Below are 17,938 nucleotides of genomic sequence, written 5' to 3' on the forward strand. Positions count from 1 at the left end.
TAGTCTTTTTGCGGGTAAAGCTAACATGTTTATAGGGGCTATAATCAACTCAATGACGCCACGAGCAAATCAACTTTAGCCAAAATGAATAAATGAGAAGCTTCACAATTTTTTATTTTATGAGAACAAAATCAGTTTAAATACTGTTAATTTTGTAAAGCTAACGATCCAATTTAGTTTTAATTAAGGTTTTTTTAATACTTAAGCCCTTTTACTACGGGGATCCGCTTTCATTCAATAGCCGCTTCTTGGTATCCTCCTGCCGCATAAAAAAGTTACATGCTGAATATTTTTTGTTCTGCCAACTGACTCCTTTTCCCGTTCAGCCGGACTCATTAATTGAAATTAGCTCTTAGCCAATTCATTGTTGAAAGATTGAACCTAACTATTCGGCTTTCAACCTTTAGCATGACAAATCTAACCCTGTTTTTCGGGTTATTGTTTGTGCTGCCTATTGCTAACGTTTTATCCGTGTTGATCGGCGGTTGTGTCGATATTAGTGAATTAATCAGCCTCAGCAATGGCTTTTTAGTCGAGTTTATCGGCGCCAGTCTGCTCAGCCTATTATTGCTCAACCCCCTCGTTATTCTGCAGTTATGGCATTTAATCGACTGCTGCTTCAAATTTTTCAATCATCTCGATTTAACTAACGCTTCACTTTTTTTAGCACCCCCAAGGCTAAAATCCCTCGAACATACCGCCCACGGTTGTCGCGCGCCGCCATTTTAACCCTCTGTTTTTAAATTAAAATTAAGCATTAAGCGCTGAAAGCGGATCTTAGATTTACCTCGGAATGGCGGCACATTGTTGTGTCATGCCTCTTGGGTCTCAGGATTTGCGCTCAGATAACGCCGCTTAGTGCGACTGCCGGTTCACGCTTGGCAGAGTTGTAAATCTTAGGGTTAGAGGAATCTTCCTTTGTTAATTCGAAAATTAAGTAAAGCAGCAATCGCGGCAGTAGCACTCATGCTCGCGGGTTGTGATGGCGGAGTATTGGACCCTAAGGGCCAAATCGGTATCGATGAAAAACACCTGATTATCGTCGCCACCCTACTCATGCTCATTGTCGTTATCCCTGTGATTGCCATGACATTGTACTTCGCGTGGAAATACCGCGATGGCCGTGATCAGGAAATCTATGCGCCTAAATGGGCACACTCAACGGCGATTGAAACCGTAGTGTGGATAGTGCCGATTGTGATCGTGATAGTGCTAGGTGTGATCACTTGGGGTTCGACCCATGATCTTGATCCATACAAGCCTTTAGAACACGAAGCGAAACCCGTCACGGTTGAAGTAGTGTCGCTGGACTGGAAATGGTTATTCATTTATCCAGAACAAGGCGTGGCATCGGTCAATGAGTTGGCGTTCCCAGCCAATGTGCCGGTGAACTTTAAGATCACCTCTGACACTGCGATGAACTCCTTCTTCATCCCTCAGTTAGGCAGCCAGATTTATTCTATGGCGGGCATGACCACTAAGTTGCATTTGATCGCTAACGAGCCCGGCACCTTCGACGGTATCTCGGCTAACTACAGCGGCGCCGGATTTGCGGGCATGAAGTTTAAAGCGATTGCCACTCAAACACCTGCCGACTTCGAGGCATGGGTAGCCAAGTTAAAACAACAGGGCAAGACATTGGACTCAGCGGCCTATGCCACACTGGCTAAACCGAGTGAATACAATCCAGTTGAATACTTTGGCTCAGTGAGCAAAGGGATGTTTGACCAAATCGTGATGCAATACATGCACATGGACTCACATGAGGGCATGAAAGGTCACGAAGGAATGGACATGCACGCAGGCATGGAACACATGGGCACTGAGCACACATCTGACATGGCAGACATGAAAGGTATGCACGACATGGCACATATGGCAGGCGAGCACGCGATGGAAAATACACAGAACATGGCCGACATGGATAGCTCAACACCTTCTGTACCGTCATTAACACAAGACTCATCCACAGAACCTTCATCCTTAGAGCACTCATCCACTCATAAAGTGGAGGCGGAGTAATCATGTCATTTCTCGGTAAATTAAGCTTAGATGCGATTCCGTATCACGAGCCCATCATCATGGTGACCCTAGCGGTCGTCGCTGTGGTAGGTTTGTATATCGCAGCCTTGATCACTAAACACAAAAAATGGAGTGTACTCTGGAATAATTGGTTAACCTCAGTTGACCATAAACGCCTCGGTATCATGTACATAGTGTTGGCTTTAGTGATGCTCATTCGTGGCTTCTCCGATGCCATTATGATGCGTACCCAGCAAGCACTCGCCACCAACGGCGCCGCAGGTTATCTGCCGCCAGAACACTACGACCAGATCTTCACCGCCCACGGCGTGATCATGATTATCTTTATGGCGATGCCATTTATGATAGGTCTAATGAACTTAGTAGTGCCGCTGCAGATTGGCGCACGCGACGTTGCCTTCCCCTTCTTGAATAACCTCAGTTTCTGGCTGACCGCCTCTGGCGCTGTGCTGATCAATATTTCATTGGGTTTAGGTGAATTTGCTAAGACAGGTTGGGTGGCGTATCCCCCCCTCTCAGAACTGGCTTACAGTCCGGGGGTTGGAGTCGATTACTATATCTGGGCACTGCAAATTTCAGGCATAGGGACGACCTTAACCGGGGTGAACTTTATCGCCACCGTACTGAAGATGCGTGCCCCAGGCATGAAGCTGATGCAAATGCCAATCTTCACTTGGACTTGTACTTGGGCGAACATTTTGATCGTAGCGTCGTTCCCAATATTAACCGCCGTGTTAGCCATGTTAACGCTCGACCGTTATATGGATTTCCACTTTTTCACCAATGACGGTGGCGGTAACGCCATGATGTATATCAACCTATTTTGGGCGTGGGGACATCCTGAAGTTTACATCCTGATTTTGCCTGCTTTTGGTATTTTCTCCGAGGTGATCTCAACCTTTACGGCTAAGCGTTTGTTTGGTTACACCTCTATGGTGTGGGCGAGCGGTGCGATTTCAATTTTAGGTTTCATCGTTTGGTTACACCACTTCTTCACTATGGGCTCAAGTGCCAACGTCAACGCCTTCTTCGGGGTGATGACTATGGTGATTGCCGTTCCAACCGGGGTAAAACTGTTTAACTGGTTGTTCACTATCTACCGTGGCCGCCTACGGTTAACTGTACCTGTGTTGTGGACGCTAGGCTTTATGGTGACTTTCACCATAGGCGGTATGACAGGTGTGCTATTAGCCTTACCAGGAGCCGATTACGTTCTACATAACAGTTTGTTTTTAATCGCGCATTTCCATAACACTATTATTGGTGGTGCGGTATTTGGTTACTTAGCAGGCTTTGCTTACTGGTTCCCTAAAGCGACAGGTTTCCACTTGAATGAGCGTTTAGGTAAAGCGTCATTCTGGTGCTGGCAAATCGGTTTCTATGTAGCCTTTATGCCGCTGTACGTATTGGGCTTTATGGGTATGACGCGCCGAATTAGTCATACGGATAACCCAGCATGGAACCTGTGGATCTACTTAGCCGCCGTGGGTGCTTGCATCATCATGGTCGGTATCATTCTGCAGTTTATCCAACTCTACGTGAGTATCCGTGACCGCGACCAAAACCGCGATACCACGGGCGATCCATGGAATGGCCATACTTTAGAGTGGTCAACCGCTTCACCACCCCAGTTCTATAACTTCGCTAAGCTGCCACAGGTTGCTGATATCGATGCCTTTACCGATGCGAAAGAAAAAGGCTTGGCTTATCAAGGCCTCAAACACTATCAGCCAATCCATATGCCGAAAAATACCTCAAGCGGTATCTTAATGGCGCTGGGGATCACTGCAGCTGGTTTTGCCGCTATTTGGCACATTCTGTGGTTAGCCATTGTGGGCTTAGTGGGCGCGTTTATCGTGTTCTTATTCCGAGCCTATAACAATGACGTCGACTATTACGTGCAACCCGATGAAGTGGCCCGCATTGAAAATGCCCACTTAAACAATGTAGTAAGGGGCTGATATGAGTATTGCAATCCCAGCAGATTTAGAAGTAGCTCACGCAGAAGATCATCAAGAACACCATGATACGAGTGGCAACACTCTGTTTGGTTTTTGGATTTACCTGATGACCGACTGCATTTTGTTTGCCTCGGTTTTCGCAACCTATGCTGTGCTCTACATGAACACGGACGGTGGCGTTTCGGGTAAAGACATTTTCGAATTGGACTTTGTGCTGATCGAAACTGCCGCCCTGCTCGTTAGTAGTATTACCTATGGCATGGCGCTAATTTTTGCTAAGCGCCACAACAAAGCCGCGACCTTGGCTTGGTTACTCGTGACCTTCGCCCTCGGTTGTGTGTTTATCGGGATGGAAGTCTATGAGTTCCATCACCTGATTGAACATGGCAATGGCCCGCAGCGCAGCGCTTTCCTGTCGTCCTTCTTCACCCTTGTCGGTATGCACGGTTTGCACGTGACCGCAGGTCTGATTTGGATGGCGATCATGATGATTGAAGTGGCGAAAAACGGTTTAGGTCATCGCAGCATCACCCGCCTGAGCTGCTTAAGCCTGTTCTGGCATTTCCTCGACATAGTGTGGATTTGTGTATTCACGGTCGTGTATTTATTGGGAGCACTGTAATGAGCGCACATAGTCATACTGATAAGCATAGCCATGGCACTGACGATCTGGCCGCGAGCATTAAGTCATATCTAATGGGCTTTGTGCTGTCAGTGATATTAACCGCCATTCCATTTTGGGCCGTAATGACCCATCACTTCGAGAAAGCGACCACCCTTAGCTTAGTGCTAGTGATGGCGATAGTGCAGATAGTGGTACATCTTAAGTACTTCTTGCACTTAGATTTCTCGAAAGAAGGCAAAGTGAATACCTTCTCCTTCCTGTTTACCGCCCTGATTATTGTCATGGTCGTCGGCTTGTCGGTGTGGATCATACTCGAAGCCAACGCTTTGATGATGTAACGAGAAACAGTCTATGCAAACACAAGACAGATTTATGTCACCGCAATGGAAAGCACGCTTCAAAGGGTATGTGCAGGTCACTAAGCCTGGCATCATTTTCGGGAATCTGATTTCCGTTGCTGGCGGTTTTTTATTAGCCGCCAAAGGCGACGTAAATTTGGTCTTGATGCTGGCGAGCTTAGTGGGATTGTCCTTGGTCGTAGCCTCGGGTTGCGCAATCAATAACTGTATTGACCGTGATATCGACGCCAAGATGCAGCGCACCTGCAAACGCGTCACTGTCACGGGCGAAATTGCCGTGGGTAACGTACTCGCGTTTGGACTCGCCTTAGGTGTGTTAGGCTTTAGCATCTTAGCCTTGTTTACCAATGCATTAGCCCTGCTATTTGCCGTTATTGGTTACATCGTTTATGTGGGGGTTTATAGCCTCTACATGAAACGTAACTCAGTGTATGGCACTTTAGTTGGCAGCTTCTCGGGCGCAGTACCGCCCGTGGTTGGCTATTGCAGTGTGACAGGGCAAATGGACATGGGCGCGGCTATTTTGCTGTTGATGTTCAGCCTATGGCAGATGCCACATTCCTATGCCATCGCGATTTTCCGTTTTAATGACTATGCGGCAGCCAATATTCCTGTGCTACCGGTTGCAGAAGGCATGACCAAAGCAAAACTGCATATCGTGCTTTATATTGCCGTGTTCGCCTTAGTCAGTGCGCTGTTGCCACTCGCGGGTTACACAGGTATCGCCTTTATGGCGGTCACCTGCGCAACCAGCCTGTGGTGGCTTGCCATGGCATTAAAAGGTTATCGCCACGGCGTCGACATGCAACGCTGGGCTCGCCAAGTGTTTGGTTTTTCAATCATCACTATTACGGCGCTCAGTGTGACTATGGCGCTCGACTTCCAAGTTGTGAGTCAGGCACCACTACTCACTTTAGTGAAGTAAATCCTAAGCTTTCAGCTAGTTGTCTAGACCTGAAATAAGTTGATAATACAAAAGCGCTAACCAAGATTAGCGCTTTTTTCTCTCCTAAAACAGCCCTTGAAGCATCACGTCTAAGTGAACATCATTCGCCACCACATACCGGGTAGGCTAGTAAAGCCTGTCGTATAGTGTTTTAGCTCACCCTCTTTAAAGATCATAATGGTTGGCGTCGCCTGCAATGACCAATCACGGGCAATCTTGCTGTCACTATCATTAATAGTGTCAAAGCCATAGCCTTGATGCTGAAGATATTTTCTCAGTTTCTCATCCTCCCCCGAATTCATGGCAACCGTCACCACAGGGTAATAGGCCGACATTTGATTGACTGCCGGGCTGACAAAATTACACACAGGGCACCAAGTGCCCCAAAAGTATACCAATACCGCCTGATCTTGGCTTAACTTGGCAATATCAAGCGCTTCCCCAGCCAAAGTCGTCCCTTGGAGCTGCGGCAAATTATCCCGCGGGATATCTTTGCCGCGCCAGATGTCCATCACGCTGGTCACGATAAGAGCAATGAGCAGCCAAAGTGCCAGCTGCTTAATCCAGCCCAATATGCGTTTAGATAAAGATGTCGAAACCTGTTCGGCGCTCATATTTTCAGTTTCCTTTGGCGGCATCTTAACTGCTCTTCTGCGTCTTATCTTTAGCGGCAATCGCGGCTTCAAGCTGCTCTTTTAACACTTCGTAAGGCACTAATCCAGGAATAAGCGTATCGGCCACTATCATACTTGGAGTGCCACCTATGCCTAACTCATTCATTAAATTAACATTGTCATCGACCATTTTAGCCACGCGCTCATCTGTGTTGCCAACCCAACGCTCGGTTGCCGTCAGTTTAGCGACCTTAGCGATGGCGGCGGCATCGAGTCCACGCGGACTCGACATCAACATATCCTTCACCTTGAGATACTTTTCAGGCTCGTTTAACCAAACCGTTTGGGCAAAATCGACTGCCATTTTGGAGCCTTCGCCCTGCAGCGGCACCATTTTAACTATGATTTTTAACTGCGGAAATTCTTCAATCAGCTGGTTCAGCGAAGGCTCGATTTTCTTGCAGTATGGGCAGTTAAAATCGGTGAAATACACCATCTCAATCTCAGGTGTCGCAGAGCCCTTCCACGGATCGCTTTTGGTCTCATACATGGCTTTATGATGGGTCACTAGGCTCGTTTGCATGGCTGTATTGGCCCCCTCTTGCTCCCTTGCTTGCCACGCAATAATTGCTTCTCTCATTAGGTCAGGATCATTGATCAAGGCATCTTTAAGAATCGCTCGCACCTCTTGCTGCTGGGCCGCCGATAAACTGCTGTCTTTGGCATAGGCCATGGTGCTCACCGAAGGCAAGGAAACCACCAGCATTGCCATGGCGACACCCGAGACAGCAAACATCTGCAACTTGCGATGTTTGAATAAAGAGCTAAATTTCGACATCTTAGTGCCTCCGATGACTTGAGTATTCTGCATTGATTCAGTGATGTTTTGTGCTTCAATTGTCTGTTTCATAATCGATTTCCATTGTCTTAAGTCAGAGTTATCCCTGACCTGAGTATTTGTTGAGTGCCACTCGACTCGCTATTGAATGAGACTCGCCAGTGATATTGCCGAATGACATGTCCGAGTGAATGGCTGTTCGTTAGCGTTATTTCTCTGCCGCTACTGATGACTTTTCAAGGGACGCTGAGGCCTGCTCAATCGCAGCGAGCACAAGGTCAGTCGATAGAATTTCCGGCAGCTCAATCCCCTGCGGTGCACCCGGGCCGTAAACCACGTTGAATGGCACCCCAAAACGATGATGGCTTTGCAGGTAGTGAGTAATGGGCTCAGAAGGCGTAGTCCAATCGCCCTTCATCGGCAAAATATGCGGCTGTTGCAACAGGCTATAAACAGGGTCTTGCAGGATCACGCCAACTTTATTGGCCTTACAGGTAATGCACCAATCGGCAGTGACATCGACAAATACTGTCTTGCCCTGGGCGACCTGCTGATTAATCAATGCTTGATCCAATGGCGTCCAAGCAAGATCCGCAGGTAAAGGTTTAGCCCACTGGTTCACCGTCATAAATGCAATAACCGCCGACAGTAAAATGCCGATACCTAAGCAGCTCACGATGGCAATCGCGCCATATTTTTTAGCCATAAACACCATAAATATCAGTGCAATGACACCCGATAAGGGCCAGAGGTAGAGCACATCAATAAAGCTAGCCAACAGGCTAATCAGCCACAAACTGGTGAGGAGCAACATGCCGGAGAAAAACACTTTGACTGTGTTCATCCAGCGACCGGGTTTAGGGAAATAACCCGCCACTTGCGGAAATGCCGCCACAATCAACCAAGGGAACGCCATACCCACGGCCAACGCAGTGAAGATGGCAAACAAGCTCAGTACATCGGCGCCCAAGGCGAAGGCGACCGCAGTACCCAAAAATGGTGCACTGCACGGTGTCGCCAGTAGCGTCGCAAACATGCCCTGTAAAAAGTGCCCGCTGTTATTATTGCCGCCCGTCGTCGCTAACTTGGTTTGCACGTTAGAGGGTAAGTTAATCTCAAATACACCTAACATATTGAATGCAAAAACTGTGGTCACCAGCGCCATAAAGCCGATAAACCAAGGGTTTTGGAACTGCACGCCCCAACCAATCGCCTGCCCTGTAAGCTTAAGCATTAAGATAAAGCCAGCGAGTAACCAGAATGAGGCCAATATCCCCAGCGCTGATGCGATGAACTGTTGGCGGATTTGATTGCGCTTAAGATCTGGCGCGGCCACCACTGAACTGAGCTTCATGCCAAGCACTGGTAACACGCAGGGCATGACGTTTAAGATCAAACCACCGATAAGCGCTAACAAAATCATGCCAAATATCGAGGTGCTTTCTTGGGTAATTACCACAGGCTTAACCTCGGCGCTGTATTCCAACGCCCGCTCGCTATCGGCGACAGTCATGTTCAGCGATTTACCTAAGACTTCGGGCTCACCCAGCCAACTTTTACCGCTAAAAATACCGACCAATTGCTTGCCGTTAACATCGCTTTCACTCGGTTTTAAGCTCACTAGCTTAAATGTGGTATCTGGCTCGCCATCGATAATCACTGTGGGTTGCTGCCAATTGGCATCATTGAGTCTGACTTCAAGTTGACCTTTGGCGGCATCCCAACCCATTGTCATGGCAGGATTTTGGCCCTCTTGGGTCAACACTTTTTGTGGCACAAGCGACACGGCCTTGTTGTAAGCCAACATAGCATCGGTATCCGCTTGCAGCGCATTAGGCGTGAAGTCGAGACTAATCTGATAATCCGTCAGTACACAGATGGTGGTACAGGTCGACAAGGTCACTTTGCCGCGCAGCTGAGTTGGAGCAGCGATATCATCGACTTTTAGGGTTAATGGGAAGGTAGTATTACCTTTGTACCCAAAGGTTTGTAACCCCAATAATGAGAATTCCTCTGGCGCTGGCCATCTCCAATCCACTTGCTGTAGATTGTGTGAGCCATCCCATTTTATCGTCGGCGCGATACCGCCTTCCCCAGGACTACGCCAATAGGTTTTCCAATCGCCCTCAAGTTGTACTTCAAGCACAGCGGGCAAAGTATTCGTTGCAGGATCAACCTCCCCCGTTAGCATAAAACGTACTTTGGCTGGAGGGTGATTATCATTAACCAACCACCCCGTCGATGCGGCCATTAGCGACGGACTCGTCACTATCAAGGCGAGTATCCAGAATCTGGTTAACATGGATTTTAATGTACTCATTTTGTCCCCCCCAATATGCACTAACTGTTTGTTATTAAATTGCATATTAATCTCTTCGATATATCGTCAGCATTTGCCATTGCAATACTTAAGCGCTGTTAGACCAAGCTAAGTTAAACAAGACTCTGTGATGCTGCGTGCATGCTTACCTTGCTTCTAGGCCATATAAATATTGGCTAACGCTATGTTCTGGTTACCAATATCGTTATGGCTTAAGAAACATCAGCGTGATAGAAGGCTTAAGTTCAAGCAGTCAGATAGGGAGGTGTGATGTGTAAAATTGGATGTTCTGCAGCCGCTTAACTTTCTTTTCTACCGGCAAACTGGCGAGAAAAGTCAAATATTAACTGAGAGAAAGCATGCCTAAACAAACCCACCTATCAAATTGATAAATAAGTTTTTATTCTTGAAAGCGACAATGTGTGAGATGTATTCGCCTAGGTTTAGCTTGATAACCTTGTATGGGTAACAGTGTTATCACGCGGGAGGCGCGGGGAAGTAACGGCAGTAGGAACAGCAGGATAAGAAATGGGATGGTACTCGGAGTGTCGATACAGGTTCGGATCGATTTCTCAGACAATTCACATTTTTTAGGTTCACTTTTGACCAGCTCAGTACCCGCCGCTTGAGCATCGGCATGGCTAGCCATATTGTTTGAAGCTGAACTGCTGTTTAAAGCAGAACTTGAGTTTAAAGCTGAGTTGGCGCTAAAACCAGCACCAGAAAAAGACGTAGCCGACATCGCTTGCGCGCTCGACTCCTTGAGCAACAAGTTAAGTATTCCACTATTTTGAGTCAAACAGAACAAGGTCAGAATGGTAAACACCATCACGCCCCATAGGTTGCCTGTTTGCTTAGTCGATAACTTAGAAATTTGGATTTCCCTTCGTCTTATTCTTTGATAATAAAGATAAAAAATGAGTGTCTTTCAACAGATAGCTGAAGATAAGACCGGCGGATTGTAACAATAGTTCATCAACAAGCAAATTATTTTGCCTTGCCTGAGTCAAGCCATAGTCCACCATTTCAATAAAACCGCGCTTTGCTGACGGATAATTTGAGTAACAACGACCTAAGTTATTACCATCATACTCAACAAGTTTTTATGCTCTAACATATTGATTCTACATAACTAGCCACAACTTAAGCAAAGCCCGCCAGAGTGACTCTTGTGCAGGCTTATTAATGATTGGAATCAAACTTTTTGCCTAAAAGATAAATACAGGCAAAACTTATGCAGAAAACCCACCATCAATCATCAAACTCGCCCCTGTGATATAGCCCGCTTCTGGGCCCGCAATAAAGGCGACAAAGCTGGCGATCTCTTCGGCTTTACCATAACGCCCTAGGGCGCCCATCGCCTTAACGGGCTCGGATGAATCACCATTATCAGGGTTCATATCGGTATCCACAGGTCCAGGCTGAATATTATTCACCGTAATAGCTCGTGGGCCTAAATCCCGCGCGAGTCCTTTAGCCAAACCGACTAAGGCCGATTTACTCATGCCGTAAATCGCACCACCTACAAACGGAATACGCTCAGCGTTTGTGCTACCGATATTGATGATGCGGCCGCCGTCATTCATATGCAGCGCGGCTTCTTGACTGGCCACAAACACACTGCGCACATTAGTATTAACAGTTCGCTCCCAGTCTTCTAGCGTCAGATTTTCAATGCTATCCCAAATCAGCGTACCCGCATTATTAACCACTATATCTAAGCCACCGAAATGCGCTTTGGTCTCGCGGATGGCACGACGGATCGCCTCAGGCTCTGTACTGTCGGCCTTAATGGCAATGGCTTGACCGCCATGAGTGATAACTTCGTCCACCAGCAATTGCGACTGCGCCTCAGATGAAACATAGGTAAAGGCAACTGCGGCGCCGTCACTCGCCAATCTTTTAACAATGGCGGCACCGATACCACGACTACCACCTTGTACAAAAGCCACTTTACCTTGCAAATTATTCGACGATTTCATAGTTTGCTCACTCAATAGGAGGTTAAGGTTGATTGTATAGAAAAACCTTTTTAATCAATTACAAAATGACGTTCGCTTGTACGTTAACGCTCATTTTCATACTGTGGTAGTAGCTTACGCGATTCACTTACCATGATTAAGTCACTAAAATGACCCTCACTAAGTCCTATAAGGAATTAATTGCCGTGATAAATAATCAATTTGTTGAGATACGCCATTTCGTCACAGTTGCCCAGCTAGGCAGTTTTACCTTAGCGGCGCAGGCGTTAGGCATGACTGGTTCGGCGCTCAGTAAAAGCATAGTGCGATTAGAAACCCGCTTAGGCACTAAGCTGCTGCACCGCACCACACGGCGTGTGAGCTTAACCAATGATGGCGATTCATACCTCACAGATTGCCAAAATGCCATGGCAATCCTAGACAATGCACAGAGCCGACTCGGCAGCGAACAGCAAATTCCCTCTGGTCGAGTGCGAGTGGATTTACCCGTGACATTTGGGCGGCGATATATACTGCCAACCCTATTATCACTATCGCAAAAATATCCCAAGCTCGAGTTATCTATTACCTTCAACGATAGAGCGACTGACTTGTTCAGTGACGGCATTGATTTGGCGGTGCGTGTCGGACAACTCGGCGACACTGTGGATTTAGTCGCCCGTAGATTAGGAGAACAACGCCGAGTGATCTGCGCATCTCCCGCCTATTTCGCTCGACTTGGCACGCCACAAGGCAAAGAAGATCTCAGCCAGCACCAATGCATTGTCGGCTGGCCGCTTGGGCAGCAACATCGCTGGTTACTTAAAAATGAGGATGGGGTCACTGAGGCCTATGACATTCCAGTACGCCACGAAATAGCTGATTGCGAAGCCATTTTAGCGGCCACACTGGCGGGAGTGGGTTTAGCGCAAGTGCCGATATGGTTAGTTGAGGACTATCTTAAAACTGGTGAACTTATCTCAGTACTAGACGAACTCGCCAGTGACGACACACCCATCCACTTAATTTGGCTTAAAACTCCTTACCTCCAACCCAAGCTACGGGTGATCATCGAAGAACTGGTCGACTTAGCGAAAGCGCCCAAAAGCAGATTTAAGGCAGGATAAGTGAAAGGCCTCGACTGAGCGCGACCTTTCACTTTGGGACTAACGGCTATTTATTTTGATGTACAGATTGGTCATAGAGAGTGATCGCTTTGCTGAGCGCGTCAAAATCCGCCGAACACAAATACCGCTTTAAGCTTTCAAACTTTTCGGCAGGCCAATCGTAGATTTTTAACGCCAGTAACTCAGTAATGACGTCTTTATCAAACCGATACTTGATTAATTTCGCGGGTGATCCCGCCACAATACTGTAGGGTTCGATATTTTGGGTGACAACACTATTTGCGGCAACAACCGCACCTTCACCTATCGTCACCCCTGGCATCAACATACATCTCATGCCTAACCAAGCCCCATCATCAATATGAGTATCACCTTTGCCTACGTAGGCATCCTCGATGAAATCCATAAAGGGGTATAAACAAAACCAATCTGCTCTATGCGTATGATTTCCGCCCATTAAGATCACAACTTCGGCAGCGATACACACATAATTACCGATATAAAGTTTATCGATAGACCACTTAGGTTCCCACTCACGGCTCACTTCATCGCCATGAAGATATCTCACCGCTGCTCCCTCAAAGCCAGCATCCCAGCAATCACTGTAATAGCTATGCTGACCTTTGACTATGATATTGGGATTGGTGACCACCTCATGCAATAACTGAACTTTTGACCAATGCTTGTTCTGCATTGTAAATCCCCTTTATAAACAAAATAGTTAATACGAAACATAATGTTATGAGAAGTTTTACATTAGAATAGTCAGTGAATACGCGGTTGTTTTAGCAGAGGAATGAGTTTCATATAAAAAATCACAAGTGAATATCAAAAAGAAAATAGCCCATAAAACTGAAATATCGGCATGGGCTAGCCGTTGTCACTGAAAGCATACAATGTTCGCGATGAGAAAAATCTTCGCTATTTCATCGCGGCTTTTACATAGACATCGAAACGGTTTTTCTTGGTTTCAATAACCGTATTAGGCTTAACCCCGTCCAAATCTTCGGCATAGTCTGGGCGCTTAACGACGACACGTTTAGTTGCTAAGGCTAAAGCGGGGGCGAGTAAGCCATCGGCATCTAAATCGGCACCGACTAAGGATTGGAATATACGCATTTCTTTTTTAACAAGGGCCGATTTATCACGGTGGGGGTACATAGGATCGAGGTAAACCACATCCACCTCTTGTGCCAATTTCGATAGTGCTTCTAGGCTAGAACCATGAAACAGGCGCATCCGCTCACGCATCCAATCGCCGATTTCAACATCTTGATAGGCGCGGCGCAGGCCGTCTTCAAGCAATGCCGCAACCACAGGATGACGTTCAACCATAGTTACAGTGCAACCAAGGCTTGCGAGCACAAATGCATCGCGCCCTAAACCCGCAGTGCCATCGACCACACTCGGTGTTACCCCTTGTTTCAATCCCACCGCTTTAGCGATAGATTGGCCGCGACCACCACCAAACTTACGTCTATGGGCGACGGCGCCAGTCACAAAATCCACCACTATGCCATCGAGCTTAGGCTCATCGCGTTTATGCAGTGATAAAGTATCTGATTCAAAACGCAATTCGAAGGTCGCATTCGCATCGTAGACGAGTTGCCAACGTGCACAAATATCCACAAGTGTTGGGTATTGCTGATTGAAAAAAATCGGGGTCACAGGCTGTCTTCTAACCAACGAAAATGATGGCCATTATGCCTAAAAATCTCGTTTATGAATATGCTAGTAAGCAAAACACATCGCTAAGCTCATCACTGTCTTAGCCAATTTGTCTCAGTACGCCCTTAATAATTCAAACAAGCATCACACTGTAATGTACTGATTTATAAAGGCAGCAATCTATTTGTATAACAGTTTAGTGATTTATGTTATATGTTACGTCCCCAGCCAACCTGCGTGACTTCCGTACGGGATAAGGACTTTTTTTGCTTCAATGGCTAAAAGGTTTTTTGTTTATCAGGGAGCAAGATTTTTTAAATCCTGACAAAACGATATTAAAAACCAGCTTATTGCGGATTATTCTGCTTAGTGGCGCCATCTTGACCACTAGCATAGTGCTGCATAGCTCTTTAATTGCGTATGAGTTAAACCTCACTTTCATTATCAGCATTACGGTCAGTTTTTTAACCGTACTATTCCTATCTTTATGGTTTACGCGCAAATATTTACTCGTCAGCTCTATCAGCCTGCTGGCTATGGTTATTGCAGCCTGTTTATCTATGCTGTTGTTTATCCCTGACTTTAACTTATCGCAGGTAGGTATTACTTTCTTATATACCTTGCCCTTGATGGCGCTTTTCCTGTTTGGCAGAAAAGTCGCTTTTATTATGATGTGTTTCAACGTATTGCCTTTTTTACTGCTACTGCGTAACCAAAACCTGCCACCCATTATCGATATTGATATCAGCCTACCTGCGACCCACGCTTATCTAAACGGTTTGCTGTTTATGTTTTTTAATATCTGTATCCCGTTGTCGGCAATGCGCCTGCTAAAAACCCAGAAAATCCATGCGCAGCAAATGATCCAGCATCAAAATGCACTGCAACATACATTAGATCAATATGCTGAAATCTTTGAAAATAATGGTACAGCCTCTTTCTTCTGCAATGAGGATGGAGTCATTCTCAACCTGAATAATGCCGCGAGGGAAATCGCTGGAAAAGTCACACTAAACAGCACTCGCCTATGTGGCATTTTTGAACTTACCGAAGATACCAGCACAAATTTACTGGCGGCCTCGTTTCCAACCCATTTAAAAAACAATAACAGCACTAAATATCTGCTGCAAAAAGCCTCATTACAGCACCATGATACTTTGTTATTTCACTGCCACGATGTCACAGAACAGGCAAACCATGCGATTGAGCTGAGTCGCCTTAAAAAACACCACATCAGCACACATTTCTATGATTTAGTGACAGGATTACCCAACGAAAATCACTGGTATAACCCAGCGCCAAGCTTGATCCATCAGGAAATGACCGTAGCCTTAATAAAAATTGATAATCTTAGCCAAATTAATGCTGCTTTCGGTATCAGCGTCGGAGATGCCATCCTAAAAGCCTTTGCTATTGAACTCAAAAATCGCTTTGGTCATATCGCAAAAATATACCGATTTAGAGGAGCATCGTTTGCACTCGAGTATACTAGCCTGCCGCTTATCTCCCCTGAAAACCTAGCGCTACAATTACGCGAGCGTATTCCAACAAACCTACAACTTAAGCAAGAACAACAGAATGAATATCATCTCGAGTGCAGAGTCGGTTGCAGCTCAGGTAATAAAGCCTCACCGCAGCAAGCCGCGGAGCAATGTTTAATTGCCATAAAACAAACCACCCAAGCTAGCCCAGTGATGGTGTATTACATTGGTTTGATTAACAATCTTCTCGAAGCTTCATCGCAAAAAGCCAGAATCCGTGACGCGCTGAAACACAACCGCCTTGAAATGTGGCTGCAACCTAAAGTGATGGCCAATGGCCACATTACTAGCTTTGAAGCGCTAGCAAGAATGTTTGACGAAGACGGCACTATGATCATGCCGAACACTTTTATCCCCATCATAGAGTCATCTCAATTGCAGGCGATTTTTGCGATAAAAGTCTTCAGGCAATTACTACAACTGATCCGTTCTTGGCCTAAGAATGTGCCTCTGGTTAGGATAGCCTTTAATTTATCAGGGCAAGATATTCTGTCGGATCGCTTCTTTAAAGTGTTGATCCAAACCTATATGAATCATCCTGAACTCATCCCATTGTTGGAAATTGAAATTACTGAAACCTCTGTATTTTCAACCCATAAAGAAACAGGCCGACGCCTAAACACCTTAGCTCGCATGGGGGTTTCTATCGCCATTGACGATTTTGGCACTGGCCATGCGTCATTAAGCCAGCTCATTGATATCAGTGCCGACACAATTAAAATCGACCGTTACTTTGTCAGTCAAATGGGCATTAGTGAACGCCATACCCAAATTGTTAACGCCGCCATCCTGTTAGCCAAGAGCTTAAAACTCAACGTCATTGCCGAAGGTATCGAAACCGAAGCCCAATTATTGCAACTCACTGCGCTAGGATGCGAACAATTTCAAGGTTATTTATTCGGTAAACCCGCACCAGCGAATCTCTGGCTGAAAACCTTTCAAATGCAAACCCCCACACATTGGTTTGCCAATAAAAAGAGCGCCAACTGAGGCATTAAATTTACGCCTAGAACCATCGCAGGTATAATTGCCGACTGGCATTTGCCTCTCTTTGCTATGTTTGCAAATTACTAGGATTACCCCATGTTAAGTTACCGTCATGGTTATCACGCTGGCAATTATGCCGATGTGTTGAAACACGCCATCTTGCTACAAACCTTGCAGCTGATGCACAAAAAAGACAAACCACTCGTGTATATCGATACCCACGCAGGTGCGGGTGGTTATGCTTTAAGCGATGAATTTGCACAGAAAACAGGTGAATACCTCGAAGGTGTAGCTAAGCTTTGGGATAAAACTGACCTACCACAATCGCTGCAGGACTATGTCGCCGCCGTGCGCCATTTTAATGAAGAAAATCCAGAAGAACTCAACTTCTACCCAGGTTCACCCGCCATTATCGACATGGAGCTAGGGCCTAAAGATCGCATGGTCTTGCACGAGCTGCACAGCACTGATTATGTGTTATTGGATGATTATTTCTGCGAAGACAGACAAGTTAAAGTGATCAAAGGTGATGGCTTAAAAGGCCTTATCGCCGCAGTACCACCATTAGAGCGTCGTGCTCTGGTGCTAGTCGATCCTAGCTACGAGATGAAAACCGACTACCAAGATGTGGCCGAAACCCTGATAAAAGCGCACAAGCGTTTTGCTACGGGTGTGTTTATCCTGTGGTATCCAGTCGTAAATCGCACTCAGACCGAAGGTATGTTATCGCGCCTCGCCAGCAGTGGCATTAAACGTCAGTTGAGAATTGAACAAGCCATTAAGCCCGATTCAGATGAATTTGGCATGACAGCGGCAGGATTATGGATCATCAATCCACCTTGGCAGTTAGACGAAATCGCAACTGAATTAATGGATTACTTGGGTAAAACACTTGGACAAGTGGACGGTGACATCACCGTAAAATGGGAAGTCGGCGAGTAACCTTCG

General features: G+C 46.3%; 16 protein-coding genes. 9 read left to right on the forward strand and 7 right to left on the reverse strand.

Translation table 11 applies throughout. The features are described from left to right. The first annotated feature begins 339 nt into the window (after positions 1–339). From L5M40_RS11970 to cyoE, 6 genes are all read left to right on the forward strand, one after another. On the forward strand, positions 340–729 hold the full coding sequence (locus L5M40_RS11970) for a hypothetical protein (RefSeq protein ID WP_317629673.1): 390 nt from the start codon (positions 340–342) through the stop codon (positions 727–729). A gap of 189 nt (positions 730–918) precedes the next feature. Continuing rightward, the gene (gene cyoA / locus L5M40_RS11975) at positions 919–2,022 is read left to right on the forward strand and encodes a ubiquinol oxidase subunit II (RefSeq protein ID WP_263141412.1); all 1,104 of its coding nucleotides are present in this window, start codon (positions 919–921) and stop codon (positions 2,020–2,022) included. Positions 2,023–2,024: 2 nt separating this feature from the next. Further along, positions 2,025–4,004: a cytochrome o ubiquinol oxidase subunit I gene (gene cyoB, locus L5M40_RS11980; protein WP_173248333.1), complete on the forward strand. Its 1,980-nt coding sequence runs from the start codon at positions 2,025–2,027 to the stop codon at positions 4,002–4,004. Position 4,005: 1 nt separating this feature from the next. After that, positions 4,006–4,626 (forward strand): cytochrome o ubiquinol oxidase subunit III, encoded by a 621-nt coding sequence (gene cyoC / locus L5M40_RS11985; protein ID WP_263256695.1) that lies wholly within the window; start codon positions 4,006–4,008, stop codon positions 4,624–4,626. Beyond that, complete coding sequence (gene cyoD, locus L5M40_RS11990; RefSeq protein ID WP_263162517.1) at positions 4,626–4,967, forward strand: cytochrome o ubiquinol oxidase subunit IV; 342 nt, start codon at positions 4,626–4,628, stop codon at positions 4,965–4,967. Before cyoC ends, cyoD begins: the two co-directional genes overlap by 1 nt. Positions 4,968–4,980: 13 nt before the next feature. Then, a complete protein-coding gene (gene cyoE, locus L5M40_RS11995) occupies positions 4,981–5,913 on the forward strand; it encodes a heme o synthase (RefSeq protein WP_259524424.1) in 933 nt (310 codons plus the stop codon). Positions 5,914–6,023: 110 nt separating this feature from the next. On the opposite strand, the gene L5M40_RS12000 is transcribed toward cyoE, so the two are convergent. From L5M40_RS12000 to L5M40_RS12020, 5 genes are all read right to left on the reverse strand, one after another. Next, positions 6,024–6,548, reverse strand: coding sequence for a protein disulfide oxidoreductase (locus L5M40_RS12000; RefSeq protein ID WP_263162522.1), 525 nt, complete (start codon positions 6,546–6,548; stop codon positions 6,024–6,026). Positions 6,549–6,573: 25 nt separating this feature from the next. Then, entirely contained in the window at positions 6,574–7,458 is an 885-nt protein-coding gene (locus tag L5M40_RS12005) for a DsbA family protein (RefSeq protein ID WP_198572442.1), read from the reverse strand. Between the two features lie 136 nt (positions 7,459–7,594). Further along, positions 7,595–9,706 carry a protein-disulfide reductase DsbD family protein gene (locus L5M40_RS12010; RefSeq protein ID WP_263176902.1) on the reverse strand — a complete coding sequence of 704 codons (2,112 nt, stop codon included), beginning with the start codon at positions 9,704–9,706 and terminating at the stop codon, positions 7,595–7,597. A gap of 400 nt (positions 9,707–10,106) precedes the next feature. Continuing rightward, complete coding sequence (locus L5M40_RS12015) at positions 10,107–10,535, reverse strand: hypothetical protein (RefSeq protein ID WP_173248345.1); 429 nt, start codon at positions 10,533–10,535, stop codon at positions 10,107–10,109. Positions 10,536–10,938: 403 nt separating this feature from the next. After that, positions 10,939–11,688, reverse strand: a complete 750-nt coding sequence (locus tag L5M40_RS12020; protein WP_263176904.1) for a 3-oxoacyl-ACP reductase family protein — start codon at positions 11,686–11,688, stop codon at positions 10,939–10,941. A gap of 185 nt (positions 11,689–11,873) precedes the next feature. On the opposite strand from L5M40_RS12020, the gene L5M40_RS12025 reads away from it, so the two are divergent. Next, positions 11,874–12,794: a LysR family transcriptional regulator gene (locus L5M40_RS12025; protein WP_263176905.1), complete on the forward strand. Its 921-nt coding sequence runs from the start codon at positions 11,874–11,876 to the stop codon at positions 12,792–12,794. 46 nt (positions 12,795–12,840) lie between these two features. On the opposite strand, the gene L5M40_RS12030 is transcribed toward L5M40_RS12025, so the two are convergent. Both L5M40_RS12030 and L5M40_RS12035 read right to left on the reverse strand, forming a co-directional pair. Beyond that, positions 12,841–13,488, reverse strand: a complete 648-nt coding sequence (locus tag L5M40_RS12030) for a CatB-related O-acetyltransferase (protein WP_263176906.1) — start codon at positions 13,486–13,488, stop codon at positions 12,841–12,843. Between the two features lie 227 nt (positions 13,489–13,715). Continuing rightward, positions 13,716–14,462, reverse strand: a complete 747-nt coding sequence (locus L5M40_RS12035; protein WP_263176907.1) for a class I SAM-dependent methyltransferase — start codon at positions 14,460–14,462, stop codon at positions 13,716–13,718. Between the two features lie 266 nt (positions 14,463–14,728). Here L5M40_RS12035 and L5M40_RS12040 point away from each other — a divergent pair, with 266 nt between their 5' ends. Continuing rightward, positions 14,729–16,993: a GGDEF domain-containing phosphodiesterase gene (locus L5M40_RS12040; protein WP_263256697.1), complete on the forward strand. Its 2,265-nt coding sequence runs from the start codon at positions 14,729–14,731 to the stop codon at positions 16,991–16,993. A 93-nt stretch (positions 16,994–17,086) separates the two neighbouring features. Beyond that, a complete protein-coding gene (locus L5M40_RS12045) occupies positions 17,087–17,932 on the forward strand; it encodes a 23S rRNA (adenine(2030)-N(6))-methyltransferase RlmJ (RefSeq protein WP_263256699.1) in 846 nt (281 codons plus the stop codon). Positions 17,933–17,938 lie beyond the last annotated feature (6 nt).

The sequence above is a fragment of the Shewanella sp. SM68 genome, assembly GCF_025653925.1.
In the GTDB taxonomy this organism is placed as follows: Bacteria; Pseudomonadota; Gammaproteobacteria; order Enterobacterales; family Shewanellaceae; genus Shewanella; species Shewanella oncorhynchi.

Coding starts and splice junctions, on each gene's coding strand:
- cyoB (WP_173248333.1), top strand. CDS start 2,025: ATGTCATTTCTCGGTAAATTAAGCTTAGATGCGATTCCGTATCACGAG.
- cyoC (WP_263256695.1), top strand. CDS start 4,006: ATGAGTATTGCAATCCCAGCAGATTTAGAAGTAGCTCACGCAGAAGAT.
- cyoD (WP_263162517.1), top strand. CDS start 4,626: ATGAGCGCACATAGTCATACTGATAAGCATAGCCATGGCACTGACGAT.
- cyoE (WP_259524424.1), top strand. CDS start 4,981: ATGCAAACACAAGACAGATTTATGTCACCGCAATGGAAAGCACGCTTC.
- L5M40_RS12000 (WP_263162522.1), bottom strand. CDS start 6,548: ATGAGCGCCGAACAGGTTTCGACATCTTTATCTAAACGCATATTGGGC.
- L5M40_RS12005 (WP_198572442.1), bottom strand. CDS start 7,458: ATGAAACAGACAATTGAAGCACAAAACATCACTGAATCAATGCAGAAT.
- L5M40_RS12010 (WP_263176902.1), bottom strand. CDS start 9,706: ATGAGTACATTAAAATCCATGTTAACCAGATTCTGGATACTCGCCTTG.
- L5M40_RS12015 (WP_173248345.1), bottom strand. CDS start 10,535: ATGGTGTTTACCATTCTGACCTTGTTCTGTTTGACTCAAAATAGTGGA.
- L5M40_RS12020 (WP_263176904.1), bottom strand. CDS start 11,688: ATGAAATCGTCGAATAATTTGCAAGGTAAAGTGGCTTTTGTACAAGGT.
- L5M40_RS12030 (WP_263176906.1), bottom strand. CDS start 13,488: ATGCAGAACAAGCATTGGTCAAAAGTTCAGTTATTGCATGAGGTGGTC.
- L5M40_RS12045 (WP_263256699.1), top strand. CDS start 17,087: ATGTTAAGTTACCGTCATGGTTATCACGCTGGCAATTATGCCGATGTG.